The 24,524-nt window shown below is 57.6% G+C and carries 15 protein-coding genes and 1 tRNA gene; 5 read left to right on the top strand and 11 right to left on the bottom strand.

Annotation, left to right across the window (positions count from 1 at the left end; genetic code table 11):
• Window positions 1-27 precede the first annotated feature (27 nt).
• A complete protein-coding gene (gene ade / locus DRW39_RS11910) occupies window positions 28-1,680 on the top strand; it encodes an adenine deaminase (protein ID WP_116107265.1) in 1,653 nt (550 codons plus the stop codon).
• A 296-nt stretch (window positions 1,681-1,976) separates the two neighbouring features.
• Here ade and DRW39_RS11915 read toward each other — a convergent pair whose 3' ends face one another.
• The 3 genes from DRW39_RS11915 to DRW39_RS11925 form a co-directional block, all read right to left on the bottom strand.
• Complete coding sequence (locus tag DRW39_RS11915; RefSeq protein WP_198664863.1) at window positions 1,977-3,236, bottom strand: LamG-like jellyroll fold domain-containing protein; 1,260 nt, start codon at window positions 3,234-3,236, stop codon at window positions 1,977-1,979.
• 352 nt (window positions 3,237-3,588) lie between these two features.
• A complete protein-coding gene (locus tag DRW39_RS11920; protein ID WP_116107267.1) occupies window positions 3,589-4,002 on the bottom strand; it encodes a hypothetical protein in 414 nt (137 codons plus the stop codon).
• 2,117 nt (window positions 4,003-6,119) lie between these two features.
• Window positions 6,120-6,194 (bottom strand) — tRNA-Val (locus DRW39_RS11925).
• Window positions 6,195-6,322: 128 nt separating this feature from the next.
• Here DRW39_RS11925 and DRW39_RS11930 point away from each other — a divergent pair.
• From DRW39_RS11930 to DRW39_RS11940, 3 genes are all read left to right on the top strand, one after another.
• The gene (locus DRW39_RS11930) at window positions 6,323-8,392 is read left to right on the top strand and encodes a TonB-dependent receptor plug domain-containing protein (protein WP_116107268.1); all 2,070 of its coding nucleotides are present in this window, start codon (window positions 6,323-6,325) and stop codon (window positions 8,390-8,392) included.
• Window positions 8,393-8,470: 78 nt separating this feature from the next.
• Window positions 8,471-8,965 (top strand): hypothetical protein, encoded by a 495-nt coding sequence (locus DRW39_RS11935; protein WP_116107269.1) that lies wholly within the window; start codon window positions 8,471-8,473, stop codon window positions 8,963-8,965.
• Between the two features lie 3 nt (window positions 8,966-8,968).
• Window positions 8,969-9,745 (top strand): SDR family NAD(P)-dependent oxidoreductase, encoded by a 777-nt coding sequence (locus DRW39_RS11940; RefSeq protein ID WP_116107270.1) that lies wholly within the window; start codon window positions 8,969-8,971, stop codon window positions 9,743-9,745.
• A 356-nt stretch (window positions 9,746-10,101) separates the two neighbouring features.
• Here DRW39_RS11940 and lptB read toward each other — a convergent pair whose 3' ends face one another.
• Window positions 10,102-10,842 carry an LPS export ABC transporter ATP-binding protein gene (gene lptB, locus DRW39_RS11945; protein WP_116107271.1) on the bottom strand — a complete coding sequence of 247 codons (741 nt, stop codon included), beginning with the start codon at window positions 10,840-10,842 and terminating at the stop codon, window positions 10,102-10,104.
• A 23-nt stretch (window positions 10,843-10,865) separates the two neighbouring features.
• On the bottom strand, window positions 10,866-12,014 hold the full coding sequence (locus tag DRW39_RS11950) for a S1C family serine protease (protein WP_116107272.1): 1,149 nt from the start codon (window positions 12,012-12,014) through the stop codon (window positions 10,866-10,868).
• A gap of 149 nt (window positions 12,015-12,163) precedes the next feature.
• On the opposite strand from DRW39_RS11950, the gene DRW39_RS11955 reads away from it, so the two are divergent.
• Window positions 12,164-12,754, top strand: coding sequence for a hypothetical protein (locus DRW39_RS11955; RefSeq protein ID WP_116107273.1), 591 nt, complete (start codon window positions 12,164-12,166; stop codon window positions 12,752-12,754).
• On the opposite strand, the gene DRW39_RS11960 is transcribed toward DRW39_RS11955, so the two are convergent.
• The 6 genes from DRW39_RS11960 to DRW39_RS11985 form a co-directional block, all read right to left on the bottom strand.
• Window positions 12,747-14,120, bottom strand: coding sequence for a glycosyl hydrolase 53 family protein (locus DRW39_RS11960; RefSeq protein ID WP_116107274.1), 1,374 nt, complete (start codon window positions 14,118-14,120; stop codon window positions 12,747-12,749). The two genes, DRW39_RS11955 and DRW39_RS11960, sit on opposite strands and share 8 nt — an antisense overlap.
• Window positions 14,121-14,158: 38 nt before the next feature.
• On the bottom strand, window positions 14,159-15,886 hold the full coding sequence (locus DRW39_RS11965; protein WP_116107275.1) for a CRTAC1 family protein: 1,728 nt from the start codon (window positions 15,884-15,886) through the stop codon (window positions 14,159-14,161).
• Between the two features lie 4 nt (window positions 15,887-15,890).
• Window positions 15,891-17,786: a SusF/SusE family outer membrane protein gene (locus tag DRW39_RS11970; RefSeq protein ID WP_116107276.1), complete on the bottom strand. Its 1,896-nt coding sequence runs from the start codon at window positions 17,784-17,786 to the stop codon at window positions 15,891-15,893.
• Between the two features lie 10 nt (window positions 17,787-17,796).
• Window positions 17,797-19,365, bottom strand: coding sequence for a RagB/SusD family nutrient uptake outer membrane protein (locus tag DRW39_RS11975; protein ID WP_116107277.1), 1,569 nt, complete (start codon window positions 19,363-19,365; stop codon window positions 17,797-17,799).
• A 45-nt stretch (window positions 19,366-19,410) separates the two neighbouring features.
• Window positions 19,411-22,395 carry a SusC/RagA family TonB-linked outer membrane protein gene (locus tag DRW39_RS11980; protein ID WP_157976072.1) on the bottom strand — a complete coding sequence of 995 codons (2,985 nt, stop codon included), beginning with the start codon at window positions 22,393-22,395 and terminating at the stop codon, window positions 19,411-19,413.
• 141 nt (window positions 22,396-22,536) lie between these two features.
• Window positions 22,537-24,507 carry a stage II sporulation protein M gene (locus tag DRW39_RS11985; RefSeq protein WP_198664864.1) on the bottom strand — a complete coding sequence of 657 codons (1,971 nt, stop codon included), beginning with the start codon at window positions 24,505-24,507 and terminating at the stop codon, window positions 22,537-22,539.
• Between the last annotated feature and the right edge of the window lie 17 nt (window positions 24,508-24,524).

The raw sequence follows: 24,524 nt of genomic DNA on the forward strand, positions 1-24,524 counted from the left end.
TGGGGCAAGACAACATTCTACCTCCAGATGCAGGAAATCAAGGGGCGGTACGTCGACCTCGACGCCCGGGAAATTTACGGCGCGGTCATGACTATCGACGACGAAGGCCGTATCGCGTCCATCCAGCGGGACCCCTCCCGCGACAAACGCGGCTGGTTCATTTTGCCCGGATTCGTCGATGCCCACGTCCACATCGAATCCTCCATGCTCTTGCCCGTCGAATTTGCTAAACTCGCCGTCGTACACGGTACGGTGGCTACGGTCAGCGACCCCCACGAGATCGCTAACGTGATGGGCCTGGAAGGCGTCGAGTACATGATCGATAATGCCCGCCACACTGCCCTGAGTATTCACTTCGGCGCGCCGTCCTGCGTACCGGCCACCACGGCGGAGACTGCGGGCGCCCGCATAGACGCGGAAGGCGTCGCGGAATTGCTCAGCCGCCCCGACATCAGCTACCTCAGCGAAATGATGAACTACCCGGGCGTACTGCACGCCGAGCCGGGCGTCATGGCTAAAATCGATGCCGCCCAAGCAATGGGTAAACCCGTCGACGGTCACGCTCCCGGACTCAAAGGCGAACAAGCCGCCGCCTACGCTGACGCCGGTATCAGTACCGATCACGAATGCTTCACGGCCGCCGAGGCACGCGATAAACTCGCCGTAGGAATGAAAATACTGATCCGCGAAGGCAGTGCCGCCCGTAATTATGCCGCCCTGGAAGAACTGATTGACGAATTTCCCGACCGGCTGATGTTTTGCACCGACGATTGCCACCCCGACGATCTGATGGCCGGTCACATCAACCGATTGGTCGTACGGGCCGTCCGCGGTGGTCACGACCTATTTAAGGTACTTCGAATCGCCTGCCGCAACGCCGTCGAACACTATAATCTCCCCATCGGCCAACTGCGGGTAGGCGACCGCGCCGACTTCATCCAGGTCGACGACCTGCGGCACTTCGGCATTATGGCCACCTACATCAATGGCGTTCGGGTAGCCGAAGCCGGTGCGCACCTTCTCCCCGACCACCGTCCCGAACCCATCAACAATTTCAACTGCTCGCCAAAGGTGCCGGAAGATTTTCGCATCGCGCCAGGGCCGGAAGGCGGGAAACTCCGGGTCATCGGCGTGACCGACGGTGAGCTCGTCACCGATCACCTGGTACTGACGCCCGTACTCGACGATACGGGCCGTCCCGTTGCTGCTCCCGAACGTGATCTCCTCAAGATCGCCGTCATCAATCGCTACCAGGATGCACCCGTTGCGCTCGGTTTCGTCCAGGGAATGAAGATGCAACGTGGTGCGATCGCCAGCAGCGTGGCACACGACAGCCACAATATCGTGGTCGTAGGAGTAGACGACGAAGCCATGTGCCGCATTGCTAATGCCGTAATCGCCGAGCGGGGCGGTATCGCTGCCGGCCGGGACGAATACCTGGAAGTCCTCCCCCTGCCGGTGGCTGGAATTATGAGTCTGGAAAGAGGCCCGCAGGTGGCCGCCCGTTACGGTGAGCTAAACGGTTTCGTGCGCAGAAAACTACGCTGCGAATTGGCCGCCCCGTTCATGACACTCTCCTTTCTGGCCCTCCTGGTCATCCCCAGCCTCAAACTGAGCGACCGTGGCCTGTTCGATGGCGCAGCCTTCGAGCCTGTGGACCTATGGGTTGAGTCCGAGTAGAGGGCACCTTTAACCATGCCTGGACTTAAAAGGTGACAGGGGTGGCAATAGATAATTTTGGACAGACGTTTATGACATGAAATAACCAAAAACGAGTAGTTTATCTACTGTTTTATGGGGGCGCCTTATTTCAGTTAAGTATCGCTTAACCAAGAAATACATCCGGTATTGATCCCTTTGCACGCTTACCCTGATCCGAGATCCGGGCGGGAAGAGTACCGGCATGTCTACTTATAGTGTTTGTTCATAGTGTCTCTGTTCAGTGTGGCCCGGCGGTAATGCCGGGCCGCAACTTTTTACCGTACCACCAGTCGCTTTGACCAATTTTCCCCGGCGGCACGAGCTGTCAGTACGTATAGACCGGGCGGCGCATCTGCGGTTTCGCGTAGTACCGATTCTTCCGTCACATATTTCTTAATCCATATTCTGCGACCAGCGAGGTCCGAGAGTTCCAGCATAACCTCCCCCCGCGACGGAAGATTGATGGTAATGGCATCCGAAGTAGGATTCGGGTGGACGCCAAAGCTTTCCTGGCTGAACCGCTGCAGGTAAATGACTTCACTGATGGAAGACGTCCCGTCGAAATCCACGATCTGGAGACGGTAATACGCACCGGCCGCCGGATCGAGATCGCTGAATTTATACGTATAGGTTCCGAATGCTCCGTTCGCACGCGCCAGAATGGTAGATATGGGCTCCCAGCTTTCACCTCCGTCGGAGGAACGTTCCACCATGTAGTAATGGACATCAGACTCCGCCATAACCGTCCACTCAAGTTGATTATCCCGTGCGGCGGTCTCACCGGTAAACGTAACTACATCGACTGGCAGGACAGCGGCCATTGTTACGTAATTGGATGTGCTACCGAAGTATGCAAAGTTATTCAATGTACCGCTGTAGGGTTTACCACTGGCTTCGTTCAACCTACTCAGGATGGCTGGATACTGTTCATTGTAGTCCATATTGAAAGTGTAACTGGCCAATAAATCCGCATCGTAAGGATCGATCGATTCCTCCACGGCATAGGTGCTTATTTCACTCGCCGTACGTGCGGTCGACCAGAAGCGCAATTCCGAGACCGTAATGTTGGAATAGCGATTTACCTCCCGCCCGATATAGATGGGTATGGAGGGTGATATGTTGGCCAACCTGGACGGCGCCCTGTTGCCGCCGGTCAGTCGCTGCTCCACGCCATCGATGTACATTTTGGTCCGGTCTTTGGCCCGGGACAGGGTGCCGTCGAAAACCACCGATACGAGTATTTCCTTTCCGATCTCCATCTGCGACTCCCACGCTTCCCGGAAATCTTCCGTCCCGTTGGAAATATTGGTTGCCAGTCGGTTTCCTCCCCCGCCTGAGGTCTGCAGTTCAAAGATGTAGGAATTGCGGTAACCCCGGTAATCACGGAAGGCGAAGATGGCATCGTAGCTTTTCAGTGCATTAAAAGTGAAGCGGATCTCCATGGTCAGTTGCTGTCGGTTGCTGAGCTGCCCGGCAAAGCTGGGGTCCAGTACAACGTGGTCGTCGATGCCGTCAAACGCGAGCGCGGTGCGCATCTGGCCGATTAGGTGGGTCGGGATGATTAAGCTCAATAGGATACACCAGCCCAAAATCTTTATCCGTATCGCTCTCTTGGTGCAGTAGTTGGTGATAGAATAGGTGACCATGGTAAAATACTTCGTGGTTCGTGCCTCAATTAATTCACCTATCCTATTTCAATGTCTATACCACAATGCAAATGACTGATATTTAATCATTTACGAATTTTTAGGATATTAATCCATTCCAGTTTTTGGACGCTATCCAATTTTCGTAGTTGCCTTTCCCTAGCACACAAAAAAAAGCCCCACCAGAATCTGGTGGGGCCGATTACATCATCATATGGTCCGTTGCTTGACCGTGTCTTGCTTATAAGTGAGTGCTGTAGCCGCGGAAGATTTCAACTTGGGATGAAATCTCCGATTCGCCCGCTGAGCGTACGGCGCGGACGCGGTAAACGCCGGTCGGCAGGGGGGCTATATCCATGAAACCATACTCCGATATTGCTTCGTCGGTTAGCTTCGCCGGAATAGCAGCTAACTCTTCCCAGGTATCGGCAACCCCCGTCGAACGTTCCACACTATAGTAGATCACTCCCGCCTGAAAGGCCGTCCACATAAGACGATTTGCCTGACCCATCGCTTCCCCCTCAAAGGAAACAATGTCTGCGGAGACGAGCAATGGGCTCGTGCTTTGTTGTGCGGATAGCGACTGTCCCGTCCACATGGCGAACGCCATAATAAAGAGGAGAAAGTATTTCTTGAAGGTTAGTGGAGTAAACATGCGTATATATTAGGTTTGATCAAAGTGGCGATCTGTATTCCGCCGTTTTATTCGTCCCCGTAGGAACGGTGTCTGCAATAGTAATATCAAAGGGAATGCCAAAATGTATATCTCTATGATTCAGCAAGTTATACATTTACCAGATAGAACTTCGTTCCACATTCTGGAATTTGCCCGAATTTGAGACCGCCCCGGAATCCTTTTCGGAACGCTATGACCCAAAAAGAAGCGGCCCGGGGGTTGCCCGGGCCACGTGAATACGACACTTGAATTACACAAATACTATAGGACTGTCTATTGACAAATATCTTGAGTTTTACATGCCACCGCTGTGGCTGAGAAAGTGCGGCGGCGGAACTCGCATTCCACCGCCGCTTTGGAAAATTAATTATCTAATCAAAACAGTAAAACACCTTATCTGCAGGCCGTCTTTAATCCGTATAAAAGCGGGCGACGGCATCTCATTTATGATGGCTATCGATTTTTCAGTACGCTTTCGTACCACGTTCAATCGTTAGGACACGAACAATATGACAAAGCACGTGCCAAAATATTTATGCTTGACAGTCAATTCATTATGAATTCAATTGCCGCATATTTATTCCACCCTTTGGAAAATGTCCATTTGATGTGTTTACTACGAGTCCGATTGGCGATATACGCCATCACGTCCCGTTTCATACAATACGAGCTAATGGAGATAGTGGATTCACCATTTTACCCTAGTGGCACGTTATTCGGTTCCTCATACAAACGCTGCAGGCATATCCAAGCCTGATTCATGGTTGCCGGGTTCCGTATACGAGGTCGCAATACGTACTTGGTGACATACCAGCCTTCAAATAGAAATCCCCACACCGCGGAAACGGAATGGGGAGCCTAAAAAAAGAATACGTGGCCAGCGCCGAGCGCGACCACGTATTAATTACGGACACTTGAACTACACAATAACACGAGATAATCAATTGCGGCGGTTGTCCCGCTACGCGGCTTTTGGTTAATGGGATAAAATTGCCCCCCGGCCGGCGGAGGGAGAGGGGCCTAATCCTGTCCCCCTTTTTACCGGCCGGGTAGGCGATCAACAAGGGAAAAACACAGTAAAACTGCCGGTTGCGCTCCGGTCTAAAAAAAACGCCTGGTTGCTATTTCGTCTCTCTATACCAGGCGAATGTTTGCTCAAAGGTCAATAGGCGTTTGTTCAAAGGTCTAATAGGTGTCTGTTCAATGGTCTCTGGCGTGTCTCTCTTAGTGCCATGGCGGGCCTTATGTGAGCCCGCTGAAAAGGAAAGAATGTTTGTTCGTGTACGTTTCAATGTTACGCTCACCCTTAGGCAATCGGTGTGCCACAAAAAGATGCACTGATAATCAGACGATTATAAATGCCTACCGTGTGTATTTATTCCTGAATCTGGAATTCTTCCATGCGTTGTGCATACATTTAAGTAGGCAACTAGCATTTTCGGGTAGGAACCCGCTGGTTTAGCGCACGTCTGATACCACTCAGCCTATTATCCGGGTTTTCTACCGTCCAATTGGTTGTCGCGTAAAGACGCCTTATGGTTGGCGATCCTATTCCGGTCCCAACCGTATCCTCCGCCACACCAACCCAAGTGGCTTAACCGGTGTGCGCCTGCTGCTGATCACCCCCTCACCTACTTCACCCCACCGCCTATGGCGATGCGAGAGTGCGTGGTGCCCATGTAATTGATCTGCTAATCTCGCCTTCCAGCGGCCATTTTTTGCGGCGGAGCGCAGGTAGAAAGCCATCTTCTGGCAGCGATGATTTGCACCTCGCGAACCATGATCACCTACCCCGCGGTGTCTCCCCGTCTAGCGCAGGAATTTTATTCCCCCGATTCCTGCAGACCGATTCTACTTCCGAGAAATCAATCATCTATCCAGTGCAAGACAGCTATTTTTTATAGGACAGCCACGTCAGTAGACGGGGGGTCTCCAGATCCCCACTCTGGCTAGAGCCTGACTTCAAGGTGCACGAGGCACAATGCCGGTAAGAGGCACAGAGCGCTACGATGCTCCTCTTTCTACCCCCTCCCATTTCCCCCAAACAACAAAGCCCCTTGACTAAAGAATAGTCAAGGGGCTTCCTAAATGATAAGTGGTCGCTGAGAGACTCGAACTCCCGACCCCCTCGGTGTAAACGAGGTGCTCTGAACCAACTGAGCTAAGCGACCCGGTGTAGCAGCGTGGCCACCTACCGTCGTAGGCCTCCATCGCTAAGGGAGCGCAAATATACGGTTGCCCGCCCGACTCGTGCAAGCAAACAATTGGTAATTTTACCGCTCTTTCGAAAGCTTCCCCCATGACCCGCCTCCGTTTTCTCGCTTGCTGCCTGCTGTTATCCCTCGCCGGATTCGCGCAGGATTCCCTGTCTTTCGGTGGCGTTGACCTACCGGGAGCCGAGGTGCGGGCCAGCTACTTACGGGTGAGCCCCCTGGCCCAGGCCTTCACCATCGAGGAGGTCCGCCGGCTGCCCGCCACCTTCTACGATCCGGCGCGCCTGATCGCCCTGTTGCCCGGGGTGGTCCAGACCAACGACCAGGCCAACCACCTCAGCGTCCGCGGCAACACGCCGAATGCCAACCTCTGGCGGCTCAACGGCCTGGCCGTCATCAACCCCAACCATACCGCCAACGCCGGCACCTTCTACGACCTGCCCACCCTTAGCGGCGGTGGCACCAACGCCCTGAGCGCCCAGGTGCTCGACAACTCCGCCTTTCTAGCGGGGGGAATGCCCGCCCGCTACGGCAACGCCACCGGCGGTACCTTCGATCTGCGGCTGCGCCCCGGCAGTCACGACCACGCCCAGCATCAATTGCAGGCCAGCCTCATCGGCTTTGACGCCGCCACGGAGGGGCCGATCGGTAATTCCGGCATCAGCTACCTCGTGAACGCCCGCTATAGCTTTACCGGTCTGCTGGCGGACCTGGGCGTGGACTTCGGCGGTGAGGAGATCAGCTTTTCCGATATCAACGCCCATCTTCACGGCGAAACGGAGCGGAGCTCGTACAGCCTCTTTACCGTCCTGGGCCGCAGTACCAACTACTTTTCCCCCGACCCGGAGGAAGAGGTCACCGAACAGAAAGAACTCTTCGATATCGATTTCGAAAACGACATCGCCATCGTCGGCGCAAACTTCGAAACGGAACTATCGGCCGGTAAGTTATCAGCCGGTGCCGCCATCTCCACCCTCGGCACCAACCGAAATCAAAACTTTACCGACGGTGGCCCGCAGGTGCAGGGAGGCACCCTCGACCAACGGCGCATCAGTGCCTTCGCCGACTGGGAAATGTACTGGACGAACAACCTGACCTTTACCCTGGGCGCGGAATTCCTGCAAGACGAACTGGACTTCACCAACGTGTTCCACTTCGACGGCAGTGCCCGTTCGCTGGATCGGACGGACGATGGCCGCAGCCTCGCACCCTACGCGGCTTTGCAGATCCTGTCGGACGATGGGAATAAGGCCCTGGAATTCACTGCCCGGGCCCCGTGGTACCAATTTGGCGGCGGCAGCGACGAACTCGTCTTCGAGCCCCGCATCCGTTACCGGACCCGGTGGAACGATCAGCGGCTGGTGGCCAGCCTGGAACGCCTGAGTCGCCTTCCCAACCTAGGGCGCATCCTCAGCGCACCGGAAGATGAAACCTTTGTTCCCGTCACCAACCAGGCCAGTCTGGCCTACGGCAAACGGATCGGCCGGGTGAATACCCTGATTACCGGCTACTACCAGTACACCGGCGAGGAATACGCCGCCCAGGTAGGTACATTCCTCCTCAGCGCCAACAACTTCCTGGAGATCGATCCGAATTTCGCCTTCACCACCCGTACCGCCACCCGTCGTTACGGACTGGAGGCCGAGGTAGCGGGTGGCCAACGCACCGAGGGTTGGTACTACCGGGGGAGCGCCTCCGTCTTTCGCGCCGAAACGCAGCAGTCGGATGATTCCTGGGCCAAGGACCGCTACAGCAGCGACCTGATCGCCAAGCTCACCCTAGGCCGGGAATGGGCGGGTGCCGATCGACAATCGAATCCGCGCACCTATGGTTTCAACGTCGCCCTGATCGGCTACGGCGGCGAGCGCACGGGCAACATTGTAGGGAATAGCGGGCGGCTTAACCCCTACTTCACTCCTCCAGACTACAGCGAGGGTCTCGTGAATACCAACGGCGTCTATTTTCGCCCCGATCTGCGAATCTACCGAACCAAGGAACGGGGCCGGCGCACCACCACCATTGCGCTGGACCTGCAGAACGTAGCCGGCATTTCAAACACGGCGGCTACTTATTTCGATTCATTTCTGAACCGTCCGAACGAACGGGAAGCCCTCTCGTTGATCCCGGTGCTCAGTTACCGCGTTTGGTGGCGATAGTCGTTGCCAGAAACTTCACTTCCACCGAATCGGCTTTCTACCTGCGCTCCGGCGCCAAATTTGCTAAACTCCAACTCTATGAAGCTTTCCTATTCTTTATTCGTCTTGTTGCTTTTCGCTTTCGCCTGTGGTAACAGCGAGGAAGATGCCGCCGAGAATGCCGGCGAGCGCGCCACTACCGCCGCCCAGGAGACGGCTTACGACCTGATGATGGAAGGCCACGATCGCGTCATGCCGATGATGGGACAGATCACCCAGGCACAGCGCAACATCACCGAGCAGCTATCCGCCGGCGGGCACGGAGAAGACTACCGCGACCTGCTCATGGCCGCCAACGAGCAACTCGAAGACGCCGACGATGCCATGATGGCCTGGATGAATAATTCCCGCCCCCTCACCGAACTGCGCGAGAACATGGACAATGACGAGATCATGGAATTCATCCGCGAGCGTACCCGATCGATTGCCGAGGTAGAAGCAGACATCAAGACGAGCCTGGCCAACGCCCAGCAAATCCTGGGCGACGAAGACCACGAGCACGGGGAGGGCATGGACCATGACCACGACCACTGATCCGTGGCCGACACGCGTATACGCTCCCGTTTCGAGCTTACCGGCCGGGTGGCCGTCGTCACCGGCTCTTCCAAGGGCATCGGGGAAGCCATGGCCCGCGGGCTAGCTGAATTTGGTGCCCGCGTGGTCATCAGTTCCCGCAACCAGGAAAGCATCGATGCGGTAGCAGCCGCCTACCGGGCCGACGGCCTCGACGCCACCGCCATCGCCTGCCACGTAGGCGACCCCGACGACCGCCGCCGCCTGATCGAGCAGACCGTCGCCACCTACGGCCGCCTCGACATCCTCATTAACAACGCCGCCACCAACCCCTACTTCGGACCGGTAGAGGGCCTCCCCCCCGATGCCTACCAGAAAACCCTGGACATCAACCTGACCGCCGCCCTCGAGCTGAGCAACCTGGCCCTGCCCCACCTCCGGAAGTCCGGTACGGGTAGCGTCATCCACATCAGCTCCATCGAAGGCCTCCACGCCAACCCGAACTTCGCCGCCTACAACATCAGTAAGGCCGGCATCATCATGCTCGGCAAGAGCCAGGCCCGCGAGTGGGCTTCCGACAACGTGCGCGTCAACGTCATCTGCCCCGGCCTCGTCAAGACCAAGCTCAGCCGCGCCCTCTGGGAAAACGACCAACTGGCCAAGCAATTCACCAATATGATCCCGCTCAACCGCATGGCCTCGCCCGATGAGATCGCCGGCCTCGCCGTCTGGCTCGCCAGCGACGCCGCCAGCTACGTTACGGGGGGCACCTTCGTAGCGGACGGGGGGATGTTGGGGTAGCTCGAATTGCTTCGCCATAGGTAGAGGATTTCGTCGGTAGAGGACCGCTTGCTTCGCTCGCGGTCGGTAGAGTGGCTTCGCCACGGTAGAGCTCACTCCGTTCGCGGTAGAACAAGCTTCCCACAAACACGCAGCAAGCACTAACCGGCAACCAAAGCGACGCAATCACCGCGACCGCAGGGAGTCTCTACCGTGAGCGCCAGCGAACTCTAACGCGAACGAAGTGAGCTCTACGTGAGCGCCAGCGAACTCTAATACGACCGCAGGGAGTCTCTACCATGAGCGCCAGCGAACTCTACCGAGAACGAAGTGAGCTCTACGTGAGCGCCAGCGAACTCTAACGCGACCGCAGGGAGCTACACATCCATAACCTTCCGCCGCAAAACGAAATTCTTCCCCAAATAAACCTTCCGCACCATCTCGTCCGCGGCGAGCTCCTCGGCGGTGCCGGCCTTGAGGATGTTGCCTTCGAACATGAGGTAGGCGCGATCGGTAATGCTGAGGGTTTCCTGGACGTTGTGGTCGGTGATAAGGATGCCGATGTTTTTGGTCTTCAGTTTGGCGACGATGTACTGAATGTCTTCTACCGCGATGGGGTCGATGCCGGCGAAGGGCTCGTCGAGCAGGATGAAGTTGGGGTCGGTGGCCAGGGCGCGGGCGATCTCGGTACGCCGCCGCTCGCCGCCGCTTAGGGTATCGCCGTTGCTCTTGCGGACTTTATGGAGGCTAAACTCATCTAATAGACTCTCCAGCTTCTCCGCCCGCTCCGCCTTTTTCAGGTCGGTCATTTCGAGTACGGCCATGATGTTGTCTTCCACGGTTAATTTTCGGAAGACCGAGGGCTCCTGCGGGAGGTAACCGATGCCGCGCTGTGCCCGCTTGTACATGGGCAGGTTGGTGATGTCGTCGTCGTTGAGATAGACGCGGCCCTCGTTGGGCTTGATGAAGCCGACCGTCATGTAGAAGGTGGTGGTCTTACCGGCACCGTTCGGGCCAAGCAGGCCGACGATGTCGCCGCGGTCTACGTGGATGCTGACGCCCTTGACGACCGTACGGCTGCCGTACTTTTTGACCAAATTCTCACTTCTAAGCCTCATGTAATTAATGGTTTCGGTGGCGGCTACTTCTCAGCGGCCACGAGATCAATGGCGAGTTCCTGTGATTTATTATTCCGGATGACCTCAATCACGAGCCGATCGCCCGGCCGGGCGCGCCCGATGATTTCCGTCAGCTCCGGCAGGTCGCGGATGTTCCGGCCGTCTACGGCTATGATCAGGTCATCGACCAGGAGGCCTCCTACTTCCGCGGCTCCCCCGGGAAAGATAGCATCTACGACGACACCCTCGCTGCGGTTGCCCAGCGCCAGCCGCTCGATATCGGCACCCGTGAGCGAGGAAATCTCCACGCCCATCAGGGCACGCCGGAAGCTACCGTACTCGATGATGTCATCTACAATCCGCCGCACCAGGTTGCTCGGAATGGCGAAACTGTACCCCTGGAAGAGCCCGGTTCGGGAAGCAATGGCAGTATTGATACCCAGCAGTCGCCCTTCGGCATCGACCAGCGGCCCTCCGCTGTTGCCCGGATTAACGGCGGCGTCCGTCTGGATAAAGCTTTCGATAGCGTCCGGGTCGCGCAGCAAGCTCAGGTTCCGCCCCTTCGCGCTGATGATGCCTGCGGTGACGGTGCTGGTCAGTCCGAGCGGACTCCCGACGGCCAGTACCCACTGCCCCGGCTCCGCCTCGTCGGAGTCGGCGGCTTTCAGATAAGGCAGATCATCGGCCTCTATCTTCAGTACGGCGAGGTCGGTTTTTGGTTCCGCGCCCACGATTTCCGCCGGGTAGCGGTGCCGGTCGGCGGTCGTGACGGTGATGTTGTCCGCCGCCTCCACGACGTGGTAATTGGTGACGATATAGCCGTCCGCCCGGTAGATTACCCCGGATCCCTGCCCGCCCAGGCTACCGCTGTTCTCTTCGCGGTCAAAGAGCGCCTTTACCGTGGCGCGGTCCCGCCCGTCTACCCGCGCGTCCACGTGTACGACGGCGGCGGTGGTACGCCGGGCGGCCTGCCGGAAATCGATGGCATCCGCCGGTACGTCGGGCAGCGGCTTTTCGCTATCTACCGGCTGCGACCAGTACAGTGCCGGCGTGCGATTAGACACGGTTTTGGCTAACGCCGACTCCCCACTTGGCCCCACCATCCACAGCACGAACAGGGCGGCAATCAGGCCACCCGCAAGTGCGGAAAGGAAATGGGATCGAATCTTCATGCGACGTCGGTCAGAGCGCAAACACTTAAGGGAGTGGCCCGCTTTGTGAACAGGAGATACCTATATTTTGGTTAACGCTTCCCCGACTTTACGCGCATTAAGCTATTTTCGTGGTCGAAACCAAACACCCCGCCCCCTAGCCTGCCGCTTTGACCGCCCAAGAACTTAGTGACCTTTTACAACCCGAAACCGAACTGGAAGCCCGCTTTCTGCAGGAGGAGGAATTTCGGCGCGGCCTTGCCTGGGGGCTGCCGCGCTACGGGCACCCGGAAGGGACAATCTGGCGCCACATCCTGGAGGTTAACGAAAATATTGATGCCCTGCCCGTCGACGCGGAAACGCGCCGCAAACTGCGCACGATCTGCTGGGTCCACGATACCTTCAAACACATCGAGCACCGCGGCAATCCCCGCGACTGGTCCAAGCATCACTCCGTCTACGCCCGTCATTTTCTGGCCAATTTCCTGGATGACCCCCTGCTCCTGAACGTGGTCGAGCTCCACGACGAAGCCTACTACTGCTGGCGCCTCGCCCACCTCTACGGCGAATACCGCGAGTCCGAACGCCGCATGGAAATTTTGCGGGAACGGGTCGGCCCCTACTGGCAGCTCTACTACCTGTTCTTCAAGTGCGATACCAGCACGGGAGACAAAAATCCCGCCCCCCTCATCTGGTTCGAGGAGACGGCCGAGGACATCGAAGTGGTGGAATTCGAGCGGGGGGAAGGCGCCGCTATTTAATCGATACCCGTCGATTCACGGTCCGGCCATCCCGCAGTTGCATCCTCAAAAAATAGATGCCGTCCGGCAGGCCATCCACCGGCACCTCCAGGTGCAGACGGCCTTCCTTATCCGAATTCTCCATGACCAGCCGGCCATTTACCGTAAGCAATTGGTAGCTGGCGATCGGCTCGTTACTCTCAATGTAGATGCGGTCGTCGCTGGTCGGATTGGCATAGACGCGAATGGCATCCGCCCCGAGCGGCGCATGGGTAGCGACGGTTTCGTAACTAAGAAATTCAAAGGCCGGCAGGGCCCGATTCTCCCGCTGAAAGTCGAAGAAGGTGGCATTTTCGTACGATGAGCCCTGGCCCCAGGCATCGCATAGGGTACTGGTGACCCAGGCCGGCTCCCAGTAAAAGACGCCCATACCGCCATTCTCGCATACCGTTTGCGTAAGATCGACCAGGAAATCCAGCTGCCCCTGCGGCGTGGCGGGATAATCCACGACGTTCCCGTTACCGCCCAGGAAGTTGTTATAATCATCGGCCCCGGCCGTATTGTTCCAGCTGAAACCGGTTTCGAAGATCATTACCTCCTTGCCGTAGCTCTCCACAAGATGCTTCACCAGCACCCCGATGGCTTCCACGGTCGTCTCCGGGTTGAAAAAGGGATAGTACGAAACCCCAAAAATGTCGAAACCGGTAACACCCGCGTCCCGTAGGGCCTCCGCTCCGTACCGGACGTAGCGCTCCGTCATGTGTATGGCGGATCGGATCGTCGTTCCCCTCGCTTCATTGAAGGCGGCCACCGCGTCGATTCCCGCCTGGAATTTCGGCCCGTCAACGGCCCATTCAAATCCGTTCGTAGGCACCGACGCATCCACGAATCCGTTATCCGTTTCATTACCAACCGCGAGGATAGCCGGCGGAGTCCCCTGGGCGTACATACTATCCAGCACGCGGTAAGTGTAGCCGTAGATGCTGTCGAGCAAAATGGCCTGGTCGAGTCCGTCCCAGGCGGCGGGCCGGCGTTGCTTGCCGGGGTCGACGAAGTAGTCGCCGTAGTGGACCGCCAGGTTAATTTTCATACCCGCGCTATCGGCTCGCCGGGCCGCTCGCAGCATGTCCGCCAGTCCGCCACTGGTTATTGGTGCGCCGCAGGCACTCTCGTTGTTTTCGGGGGTATGCCAGAGCCGTAGCCGGACCATCTCCGCGCCCCGCTCGGCAAAGTAGGCAAAGGGGTCCACCCGGTTACCCTCCGTATCGCGATAGACGCCCCCGCCGGCCTCCACGGCATTGACATACGAGAGGTCAACCCCCTGCAGGCACTGTCCGAGCAGCAAAGCGGGAAGCAAGAACAGCAGAGAGGATACGAAATAAGCCATGTAGTAGTTTTTGCGGCGGAGCGCAGGTATAAGGCAGATCAATGGGAGGAAACCCGTACCCGAGCGAGTACCCTTTTCCCGGCTACGTAGCCCGAGACGTAATATATGCCATCCGCGAGACCATCGGGCAACACGACTCGATCAATCGGTTCGGAAAGCCGGAAAACGCATACGCCCCGTGGATCGTAGAGTCGCAAATGGTGCAGTACCTGACCGAAGTGAAGCTCACCGTCCCTGACGGGATTGGGATACACGTTAAGGCTTATAGCATTATCCAGGACCGCCGTAGTCCGAAAGGAGCCGGGCGAAATCATGTACCTCCTGTCAGCTGCCATATCCTGATATCGTTCGATATCACCACCGGGCCAGTGTATAATTAAGCTGTCTACCCTATCGGACGTGCCTAGGCCAAAGCGCAACGTCCGCTCGTGTTGGCTGGCGAAGCTGCCCCCCGCCCGGACTTCTCCCGACCTTCGTCGCCCGTCGATCCACACATCAACCGAGGCACCGATGGCGTAGCGGTCGCCGGCGTATAGGTCAAATCCTACCCAGTGGTTGCGATCGTCGGCTGTATTGAGGAACAACTGGCCGGATTGCCCGCTATTCGCCACGTACAGATCCGGGCGACCATCGCCGTTGAAGTCGGCCGTCACTGCTCCGTAGCTGCTGTGCGAGCTGTGGAACGCGGCCGTATCCGGACGGACCGTAGCGAAGCGTCCACCATCATTGTGGTACAATACATTGTTGTACCTCCGGTTACCTACGCTGAATCCGGTTTCATTCGCAACGTAGAGGTCGGGCAGACCGTCCAGATCATAATCGAGCCAGACCGTCCCCCACCCCATCCCCAAGTCGTTGACGCGGGCGTCGAAACCGCGCTCCCGGAAGGTGCCATTGCCCAGATTTTCAAGCAGGTAATTATCGTACAGATTGGTGACGTACAGATCAAGATCCCCGTCCCGGTCGTAGTCCGCGGCGTCAACGCCCATTCCCTCCCCCACGACGTCGGCCCCACTCGCCATACTTACATCGGTGAACCGACCGCCGTCGTTACGCAGCAGTACGTTGGGTTGTGATCCGTCCCGTACGACGTATAGATCGGGGTCGCCATCCCTATCGTAGTCGGTGGCCAGCGATTGCATGTTCAATCCCGTCACGGCTACCCCGGCCTCCGCGGCCACTTCGGAGAAGACCAGCCCCCCGAGATTTCGGTACAGGCGATTGGGCTCGTTCAGACAGGTGAGATAGATATCCAGCTTGCCGTCGCCGTCAAAGTCGAGCACCGATCCGGCCTGCACTTTAGCTACCAGATTGATGCCGGAGGTCGGAGTTTCGTCTAGGAAGCCGTCTCCCTCCCTTTCGTATAGCCGCGTCGGCTCATCCTGGTTGCCGATGAGTACGTCTTCATCTCCGTCATTATCGAAATCGGCCCACAGACTGACCATACTCCTATCGTTCCCGGCCAGCCCCTCGGCCTGCATCTCCTCGAAGTGGCCGGCGCCATCATTTACGTACAGCCGGTTCGGGCCGTCGAGCATGCACAGGTACAGGTCGGGATGGCCGTCCGCGTTGACGTCACACACTGCTGCTCCCCGCCCCCTACCCCGCGCGTCGATACCGGAACCGGCGGTAGCATCCCGGAAGGGTTGCTGTCCGGGCGCCGAGTTAACGAATCCTACCACACTCATGACGACAAAGCCCCACACACGCAAAACGGGCGCGCCTCCGCAGAGTACGCGCCCGTCGATGTAGTCGATTAAGCCCACGATCTTAGTCGAAGCTGTATTCGAGGGTATTCACGTTGAAGGTGACCGTGTACTCACCGCTGGTCGTGACGGGGATGTTATCCGGCGTGTTGAAGACCGCCGTACCCCTGGGGAATTCGGTGCCCCCCCAGTTGTAGGCCCAGTCGTCATTGACCCGGAACTTTACCGCCGCATCATCTCCGGCGGTCAGCGTGGTGGTCAGACTTACTTCTCCCACTACGCCGGTGGGGGTCATGTCGGTGTCGCTGGTCCAGGCCGTGGAAGTAGCCGATCCGATCAATCCGATACTGGCCGCTTCGAAACTGTAGGCACCGGAAGCCGGTGTGAGCGTAACGATGTAAATGCCCGGGCTGACAGTAATGTCCGATCCGTTCTGAGTGCCCGTACCGTTGGGGAAGTCAGCACCGCCCCAGTTGACGTCCCAGTTTCCGTTGGCACGGAACTTCACCACCCCTTCACCGAGTCCGATGATGGCGGACCAGGTACCGTCACCCTGGTCGACAAGCTGGATATCGTCGTCCCAGCCCCCGGGGCTAGCAGAACCTACCAGCCCTACACTAGTAATACCGGCGTCTTCTACGAAAGAGTACGTCAGATTATTGATGTCCAGCGTGACATTGTAGGTGCCTGCTACGACGGGAATATCACTGCCCCCCACAACGGCCGTCCCGCTGGGGAATTCGGTGCCGCCCCAGTTAAGGTCCCAGTTATCATTCGCGCGGAACTTGACCACGCCGTCGGTGAGTTCAATATTGATGGTATAGACACCATTTCCTTCGTCGACCATATCGACATCGCTAATAAAACCGTCGGGAAGGGCGTCACCGAGGATGCCTACGCTCTCGGGAGCTCCGAGGCGGAGAAATTCCAGCTCGTAGGCCAGCGAAAGATCGTTGAAGGTGATGCTGTAGTATGCTTTCTCAAGGGAGTCGGCATACACGATGTTACTTCCTCCTACCTGCGCTACGCCGTCATTATTATCGTCACCGTAGTTGATGCCGACAAAATCCGGCATTTCCGCCATCTTGAATTGCGCACCGGGTTCCAGCAGGACCTCACCGAGCTCCCAGGTATTATCCTCGATCAGCGTAAACTGATAATCACTGCCCGTAAAGTTATTGAAGGTACCGAGCAGGTACAGCCCCATGGTCTGGGAAGCGAAACTAACGGTTGGCGTAACGCTGTAGCTGAGCGTTTCGTCGTTGAAGCGGATATTGACGGGGCCGGAAGCACCACAGTTCGTATCTCCGTTTCCGCCTGCGGCCTGGTTAGAATTCATGAATCCGTCACATTCGGGATCACCAAAATCTTCCCCACCGAATTCCGGGCCGTCTACCAGTTTCCAGGCTTCTCCCTGCAGATCGACTTCCTGAATTTCCCAGAGGTTAGGTCCTATTAGGGTGAGCTGATTGTTGCTGGGCGTCCAGCCGTTGAAGGCCCCGGCCAGGTAGATGGCGTCGTAGTTTGCGGGGTAAGGCAGGTTGCTGATCTCAAAGGAGAAGGTGCTTTCGGTGGTCTGGCCCTTCGTATCGGTGACACTGACGGACATATTATAGATACCCAGCGCAAGGTTCTCGGCGTCGAAGCTCAACCCCTGGATCACGATGGAATCCTGAAGTCCCTCGAGGTTCTCACTGGCGCTGGCGATTTCGGTCATCGCCGAGTCCATCAGCGTGACGGTGCCGGATTGCAGGGGAGAGATGCTGCCGTCAGCGAAAACGACACGGATATCAAAGTCGCCGGCCACCACCCGACCGTCGGGCGAAGGGGAGGACGACAGAATGGCGGGAGGAAAGTCGGTATTCGCGGCGAGATCGATCTCGTCACGGTCACAGGAGACTACCAGCGTCAGCAAAAGCAGGAGCGGCAGCCAGGATAAGAGTTGCTTAGAGAGTTGCATGATCTTGGGGTTAGTAGCCTGTGTTCTGGCTCAGGTTAGGATTGGAAAGGATCTCGCTGCCGGGGATCGGAAAAATGTTGAGGTAGGCCTCGGTCGTTTGACCGGCCGGAACGCCGCCCTTGAAGGCCCATACGCCGGAGGTGGTGAATTCTCCGAAACGGACCAGGTCCGTGCGGCGGTGCATCTCCCAGTAAAGCTCGCGGGCGCGCTCGTCCAGCAGGAAGTCCAGGGTAAGATCACCCTCGGTGATGTTACCGGCGTCGCCGTCATAGGCGCGCTGGCGGAGTTCATTCACCAGTTCGACGGCCCGGCTCATACTACCGCCGCCGCCACGTACCACGCTTTCGGCGTACATAAGGTAGGCATCGCCGAGACGAAACATGGGGAAGTCCGTGTCCGGAAAGACGGGGTCCTTACCCGCCACGCCGGTGCTGGTGATGTTGGTATACTTTGGCATGGCGTAGCCGTCGCGGAACTCCCCGAGATTGTTGACTTCCCGGTTCTGGCCCTCGGTATAGAAGATGGCGCGCTCGTCTGTGTCACCCGTCACGTCGGGGAAGAGGGCGACGAAGGACGGGGTGGCGCGCATACCGCCCCAGGCGGAATTGACACCGTAGTCTTCAGCGTTCATATCCCCGCCGATACCGGCGTGGACGAGGAAGGTGGTCCCCCCGTAGCTCTGCGTGAAGTCGCCGTCGAAGGCAACGGGAAAGATAATTTCCTCCGACCGGTCGTTGTCGGCTTTGAAGAGGTCGGTATAGTCTTCTTCCAGCACGTAGGCGTCGCTGTCGATCACCCGTTCCAGGGCGGCGATGGCGTCTCCGTTGCGATCCTGACCGGTATACACCTCCGCGTTCTGGTAAAGTTTGGCCTGTAGCATGTAGAGGGCACCGCGGTCGGCACGGCCGTATTCGGCGGAACCAATTTCCGGCAGTTGGCTTTCGATGGCTTCGAGTTCGGATTCTATAAAAGCGAAAATTTCGGCCCGCGTACCTTCTTCCGGCGCACTGCCGCCAAGATCGTTCTCCTCGGTGTAGAAAATTACATCACCGAACATATCGATCCCGTGCCAGTAGCTCAGGGCGCGCAGGAAGCGGGCTTCGGCACGAAACTGCTCGACCGTCGGCCGGAATCCTTCGCGGATACCGCGGGCGTCTAGCTGCTCGGGAGTGGTTTCCCGTAGAAACTCGTTGGCGATACTCACCTGGTAGAAGATCCGGTAGTACATCGCCCGAATGAACTGGTTGTCGCTCGACCAGGTCTGCTGTACCAACTCGGGCAGGCCGGCGTCGCCCCACCCGATCACGACCTCATCGGTCGGTAGTTCTTGCATATAGTATAGGGCTCGGAGGTACTGACCGAAGCCCTCGTCCAGGCTCTGAATGTCGCTGGCTCCAGCGGGGCCCTGCTGGCCGCTAACGGCCAGCCCGGCGTACAGTTTGGCGAGGAAAATCTCGTAATTCTCTTCCTGGCTGAGTACCGCGTTAGGGTCGGCCTTGTCCTGGGGAAGGAGGTCCAGATCGGTGCAGGCGGTGAAGCTCAGCCCGAGTAATAGCAGCAATATCGCTTTGGTTTGCATGATATATGGTTGTCGTTTCGTAGCGAAACGGGTATTTGAGATTGGTTAGAGGCCGAGGCGGGCGCCCAGGGTATAGATACGGGCCCGGGGGAAGGGATTATTGTCGATACCGCCGCTTTCGGGGTCGGTTCCACTGTATTCGGTCAGGATAAACAGGTTCTGTGCCGTCGCGTACACGTTGAGGTTCAGGGCCTCACCGATGATGTTACCGAAGTCGTAGCTGAGGGACACGTTGTCTAACCGCAGGAAGCTGCCGTCCTCCACGTAGTAGTCACTGAAGTACTGCGCATTGTTGAAGCGGGTATAGACCGCACTGGCGTGCACGTTGCTGACGTAGCCTGGTCCGGCGATGCGCGACAGGTGGCCGGCGTTGGATGCTGCGTTGTTATACACGTAATTGCCCAGCGTTCCCCGCAGCGTGAAGCTGGCGTTGAGGCGTCCGTAGCGGGCATTGGCAGTCAGGCCGAGCAGGACGTCCGGAGCCGGGGCCTGATTGATCACGAGGTCCTGCTCGTTGATGATTCCGTCGCCGTTCTGGTCCTGATAGATATCGAGGCTGTTGGCCACGCCGTCTTCGTTGTAGTCGACTCCGTCGCGGAGGGGGCGGCCATCCTCCCCGTACTTCTGCTTGTAGACGTAGAAGCTATTGGGAGTTTCACCGACACTCAGCAGCTGGATGTTGTTGCCCACGCCGCCGGCAATGCCGCCCGTCTGGATATCGGCGCTACCGAAGCCGTCCAGTCGCGAAATTTCCGTGTGCTGGAAACTGACGTTCCCGGTCACGTCTAGACCGAAGCGCTCCCGGTCGTAGACTACCCCGTTGAGGGTAAGTTCAACACCGCGGTTATCCAGGGCGCCAATGTTGGTCAGTACCCGGTCGGACAGGTTGGTACCCGCCGGTACGTTGACCGTGAACAGCAGGTCATCGGTATTTTTCTGGTAGTACTCCAGGGTACCGCTGAAACGGTTATTCAGGATGCCGAAGTCCAGGCCGATGTTCAGGCTGGAGGTTTCTTCCCACTTCAGGTCGGCATCATAGGCGTTGGGGCGAATGGTAGGTACGAATCCGTTGCCGAACTGGTACTGCGTCATCTGGTCGCTGTACTGATATACCGGAAGGTAGAGGTAGTCACCGAAGTCCTGGTTGCCGGTCACGCCGTAGCCGATACGCAGTTTGAGGTCCGAGAAGGTGTTGTCCAGACCGGAAGCGAAGTCCTCCTGTAGAATCCGCCAGGCGAAGGCAGCGGAGGGGAACATACCCCAGCGGTTGCTCGGGCCGAAGCGGCTCGATCCGTCGCGCCGTAGCGAGGCCGTAATGAGGTAGCGCTCGTCAAAGTTGTAATTGAGGCGGCCGAAGAAGGAGATTAGGCGGTTTTCCACCACGCTATTGAAGGCGACGATATCCTGCGCTACGCCGGGATTGGCGGTGCCGAAGGCGTCGGTGGTCAGGTCACGGCCGCGGAGGGAGGGGCCTTCAAAATTGAAATTTTGGTAGGAGTACCCTACCTGCAGGCTCGCGCGCTGGCTGCCGAATTCCTTTTCGTAGGTGAAGTAGGTATCGAAAAGCTTGCTCGTCCGGAGGTTGCTGGTGATGTTGATCTCCCCGTCGTAGCCGTCGATGGCGTTGGTCGCGTAGGTGGTCGGCACGAAGCGGTTGGTCTTGCCGCTGTTCGCGTCGAAGCCCAATACTGCTTTATACTTCAGGCCGGGGATCAGGTCGTCGAAACTGTACTCCAGGTCCAGGTTACCGAGGCCTCGGTAGGTGGTGCCTTCGTTGAGAATCTGCTCCGTGGCACTGACCGGGTTGCGGGGGGCCAGGGCGATCCCGTACTCAAAGTAGCCGCCGTAGGCCGTATTGGCGGGGTCGTAAACGGGTTGGGTGGGGTCCAGGTCCAGCGAGGCGTTGATGACCCCGGGGTCGTACACGTTATTCTCGTTGGCACCCTTCAGGCTGGCGGAAACGGTGAGCTTGTCGTCGAACAGCTTCTGCGAGAAATTCAGGTTGACACTGATGCGCTCGGTTTCCGCCCCGCGGATCACGCCCTCCAGTTGCTGGTAGCCGGCCGATACGCGGTAGGTGTTCGTTTCCCCGCCACCGCTGATGCTCAGGTTGTGCTGGGTGCCGTAGCCGGTCTGGGTGAGTTCGTTGAACCAGTCGGTATTGGCCGTTCCCAGGCTCTCCAGGCGGGAGGGGGCGGCGTAGGTCACCACGTCGCGGAAGGTAGCCGCGTCCAGATTCTGCGTCCGGTCGATCATTTCGGAGATCGTCCCTTCGGCGCGGTAGCTGATGCGCGGCGCGCCGGACTGTCCCTTCTTCGTCGTGATCAGGATGACCCCGTTGGCCCCGCGGGATCCGTAAATGGCCGCGGCGGAGGCATCCTTCAGCACGTTCATCGACGCGATATCATCGGGGTTGAGAAAGTTGAGCGGGCTGCGACCGCCGGCTACCCCGTTGGCATCGAGGGGGACACCGTCAACTACGTAGAGCGGATCGTTGCTCGCATTGATCGAGGTGCCGCCGCGAATACGAACGGTAGGGGCCTCGCCTGGATTACCGCTGTTTGAACTGATGTTAACCCCGGCAACCTTGCCACTGATCAAGTTTTGCGGGCTCACGATTGCCCCGCGGTTAAAGGATTCTTCCTCGATGGTGGCCACTGCCCCCGTTAGGTCTTCCTTTCTCACCGCGCCGTACCCTACGACCACTACCTCCTGAAGGAGTTCCCCGGCGGTAAGGGCCACGTTGATCTCGCTGCGGCCGTTGATGTCTTCTACCGTATTAGGGTAGCCCGTATAGCTGAATTGCAGCTGGGTCACCTCCGCCGGTACGTCGAGCGAATAATTCCCGTCAAAATCGGTGATGGTGCCGGTGGATGTACCGACCGCCAGAATACTGGCTCCGATGAGCGGTTCTCCGCTTTCTTGGTCTGTTACAATTCCCGAAACGGTCGTTTGGGCGAAAACAAGGCGGACACCAAGCAAAGCTGCCAAAAGCAGGAGGTGTCGCAGCCGGAGTAAAGAGTGCTGCATGTCGTTGATTACGTTGATGATCGAGTCCCTTTGCTGCCTTTCGGTAGAAAGGGGGCACAAAAGTCGATAAAATATTCTTATTTCCGATGGCAAATGATCCTGGCAGACTGTATTATGGCAGATACACTGCGAAAAGTCTGCCTATTCGCGCACCAGACCCTTGATCCGCCGGTCCTTCCCCAGGCGGGCGATGCGGCGGCGCAGGTCGCTTGCCGTGTCGATTTCCCAGAGTGAGCCCAGGGCAAGGGTATAGGCGACAATACAGCTACAGAACAGCATGGCCAGCAGGTAGTAATAACAGAAAGCCTGCAGGATGACGTTGTAGGCATCAATATTCCCCCCATCGGTATAAATCACCCAATCCAGAAACTGGAAGAAAAATTCACCGATCACCGTATCGATCAGATAAGTGACGGGCAAGTAGATGAGCAGGAGTAAGAGCAAGATCCCGTAGCTGCTACCAAGGTTTGTATAGGCGAGCCGGAACACCGTCTTAAAGGGTATGGCAAATAGGTAACTTCCTACCGCCCATAACAACAAGCAGGGCAGTGTCAGAAATACCAGCAAAGCCACTACCGTCCCGTTGAACGCAAAGCAAAGGGCCAGAAGACCGCAAATCATCAGCAAATGCAACTCCCTGGAGGCCTCGAACGGCGGACGCTCCAGATCGGTATACCGCTGAACTACGCTGAACGAAAGGCGGAATAAGGCGTAAAAACCTCCCGCCACCAGCAAGGTGTAGCTTATTTCCCTTGATTCTCCGAACGACGTTAGTAAGCGGTAGAAGTTTTCCACGTCGCCGAAAAAGTAACTGACGAAGCGGTACCGCCCGGCGGCGGCGGGACCAAAGGAGAAGGACAGCGCACAGAAGCCGACTGCGATCGAAGCTCCGATCAGCAGTAGCCTGCCTAACCCCTTACCGAGTACACCGAAGGCGGTAGACAGCTGCTCTCCGAGCGTACGTATCTGTCGCACCGGGTAGGTTCCTCCGAAGGTGGTCGTTATCCGGCGCCCGGTGGTCCGCTCGGGCGGACCGCTACGTGCTATCACGCGGGGATAGACCACGTAATACCAACCGATAAAGGCGAAGCACAGCAGGATAAAGAGGAAGCGCAGTACTTCCGGCAATTCCGTTTGCCGGGTCACGTAGCCTTCCAGTGTCCCGGCAATGATGAAAAGGGGAACGGTGCCCAGCATGATCTTGAGCCCGTCACGGGCCGAACGAACGAAGGCCTGTAACCTGGTAAGCGTACCCGGAAAGAGCAAGCCACTCCCCAGTGTCAGTCCCGCTCCGCCGGCAATGACGATGCTGCTGATTTCTAACGCCCCGTGAATCCAGATCGTCAGCAGGCTTTCGCGGAAGACACCCTCGTCGCTGCTTAGGTACACCAGGCTGGCGAATATCTTCTCGAAGCCATTGCCGCCGGCCGTGAACAGCCAACTCAGCCCCCGCGCTGCCCAGTCGAGCCCCGGCGGAAGGGCAAGTTCGGAAAACTCTCCGCGGTCGAAAAAGAAGTACTGGAATACCCCCAACATCACTCCATTACGAATTAGCAGGACCACGCTCCCCACACAGAAGAATGCTCCCGCGATAAAGGTGAGAAGAGCAATCAGGATGTTGTGCAGGGTGATGTAGAGCGTCATCCCGAAGGCATCCGGCGACTTATACACGGCCATCGGATCACCGCCGGCGATGTTAGCTTCCGTCATCGATACATAATCCGTGCCGAGGATTGTCTCGGCAAAGGTGGCATCGATACGGTAACTGAGCACGCCGATGGCCATCGATAGCATAAAGATCAACAGCGAGATGAACAGGGGGCGACGGCGACGGTACACCACCCACGGCAGCTCCTGACTCCAAAAAGTAAAGAACTTACTAACCTCGCCCCGCCGCCCGCGGTATATCTGCAGAAAGGTCCGCTGGGCCAGTCCGTTCAGGTAGACACGTACCGATCGGTTGGGATAAAATGTCCGGGATATGGACAGATCATCGGTCGTATGCACATAAAGTTGGTTGAGCAGTTCCGGATCCTGGTCGGACTGCTCCAGGGAGGCTTCGTAGCGCTCCCACTTCTCCTTGTTATGCTCGATAAAATCGGTTTCCCGCATACGCTCCGGCTAGTAAC

Source organism: Lewinella sp. IMCC34191, assembly GCF_003390935.1.
Taxonomy (GTDB): Bacteria; Bacteroidota; Bacteroidia; order Chitinophagales; family Saprospiraceae; genus Neolewinella.

Excerpts from the sequence above, each read along its gene's own strand:
- ade (WP_116107265.1), top strand. The coding sequence starts at position 28 with ATGCAGGAAATCAAGGGGCGGTACGTCGACCTCGACGCCCGGGAAATT.
- DRW39_RS11930 (WP_116107268.1), top strand. The coding sequence starts at position 6,323 with ATGACCCGCCTCCGTTTTCTCGCTTGCTGCCTGCTGTTATCCCTCGCC.
- lptB (WP_116107271.1), bottom strand. The coding sequence starts at position 10,842 with ATGAGGCTTAGAAGTGAGAATTTGGTCAAAAAGTACGGCAGCCGTACG.
- DRW39_RS11985 (WP_198664864.1), bottom strand. The coding sequence starts at position 24,507 with ATGCGGGAAACCGATTTTATCGAGCATAACAAGGAGAAGTGGGAGCGC.
- DRW39_RS11975 (WP_116107277.1), bottom strand. The coding sequence starts at position 19,365 with ATGCAAACCAAAGCGATATTGCTGCTATTACTCGGGCTGAGCTTCACC.
- DRW39_RS11960 (WP_116107274.1), bottom strand. The coding sequence starts at position 14,120 with ATGGCTTATTTCGTATCCTCTCTGCTGTTCTTGCTTCCCGCTTTGCTG.
- DRW39_RS11915 (WP_198664863.1), bottom strand. The coding sequence starts at position 3,236 with ATGCGCACCGCGCTCGCGTTTGACGGCATCGACGACCACGTTGTACTG.
- DRW39_RS11950 (WP_116107272.1), bottom strand. The coding sequence starts at position 12,014 with ATGAAGATTCGATCCCATTTCCTTTCCGCACTTGCGGGTGGCCTGATT.
- DRW39_RS11935 (WP_116107269.1), top strand. The coding sequence starts at position 8,471 with ATGAAGCTTTCCTATTCTTTATTCGTCTTGTTGCTTTTCGCTTTCGCC.
- DRW39_RS11920 (WP_116107267.1), bottom strand. The coding sequence starts at position 4,002 with ATGTTTACTCCACTAACCTTCAAGAAATACTTTCTCCTCTTTATTATG.
- DRW39_RS11980 (WP_157976072.1), bottom strand. The coding sequence starts at position 22,395 with ATGCAGCACTCTTTACTCCGGCTGCGACACCTCCTGCTTTTGGCAGCT.
- DRW39_RS11970 (WP_116107276.1), bottom strand. The coding sequence starts at position 17,786 with ATGCAACTCTCTAAGCAACTCTTATCCTGGCTGCCGCTCCTGCTTTTG.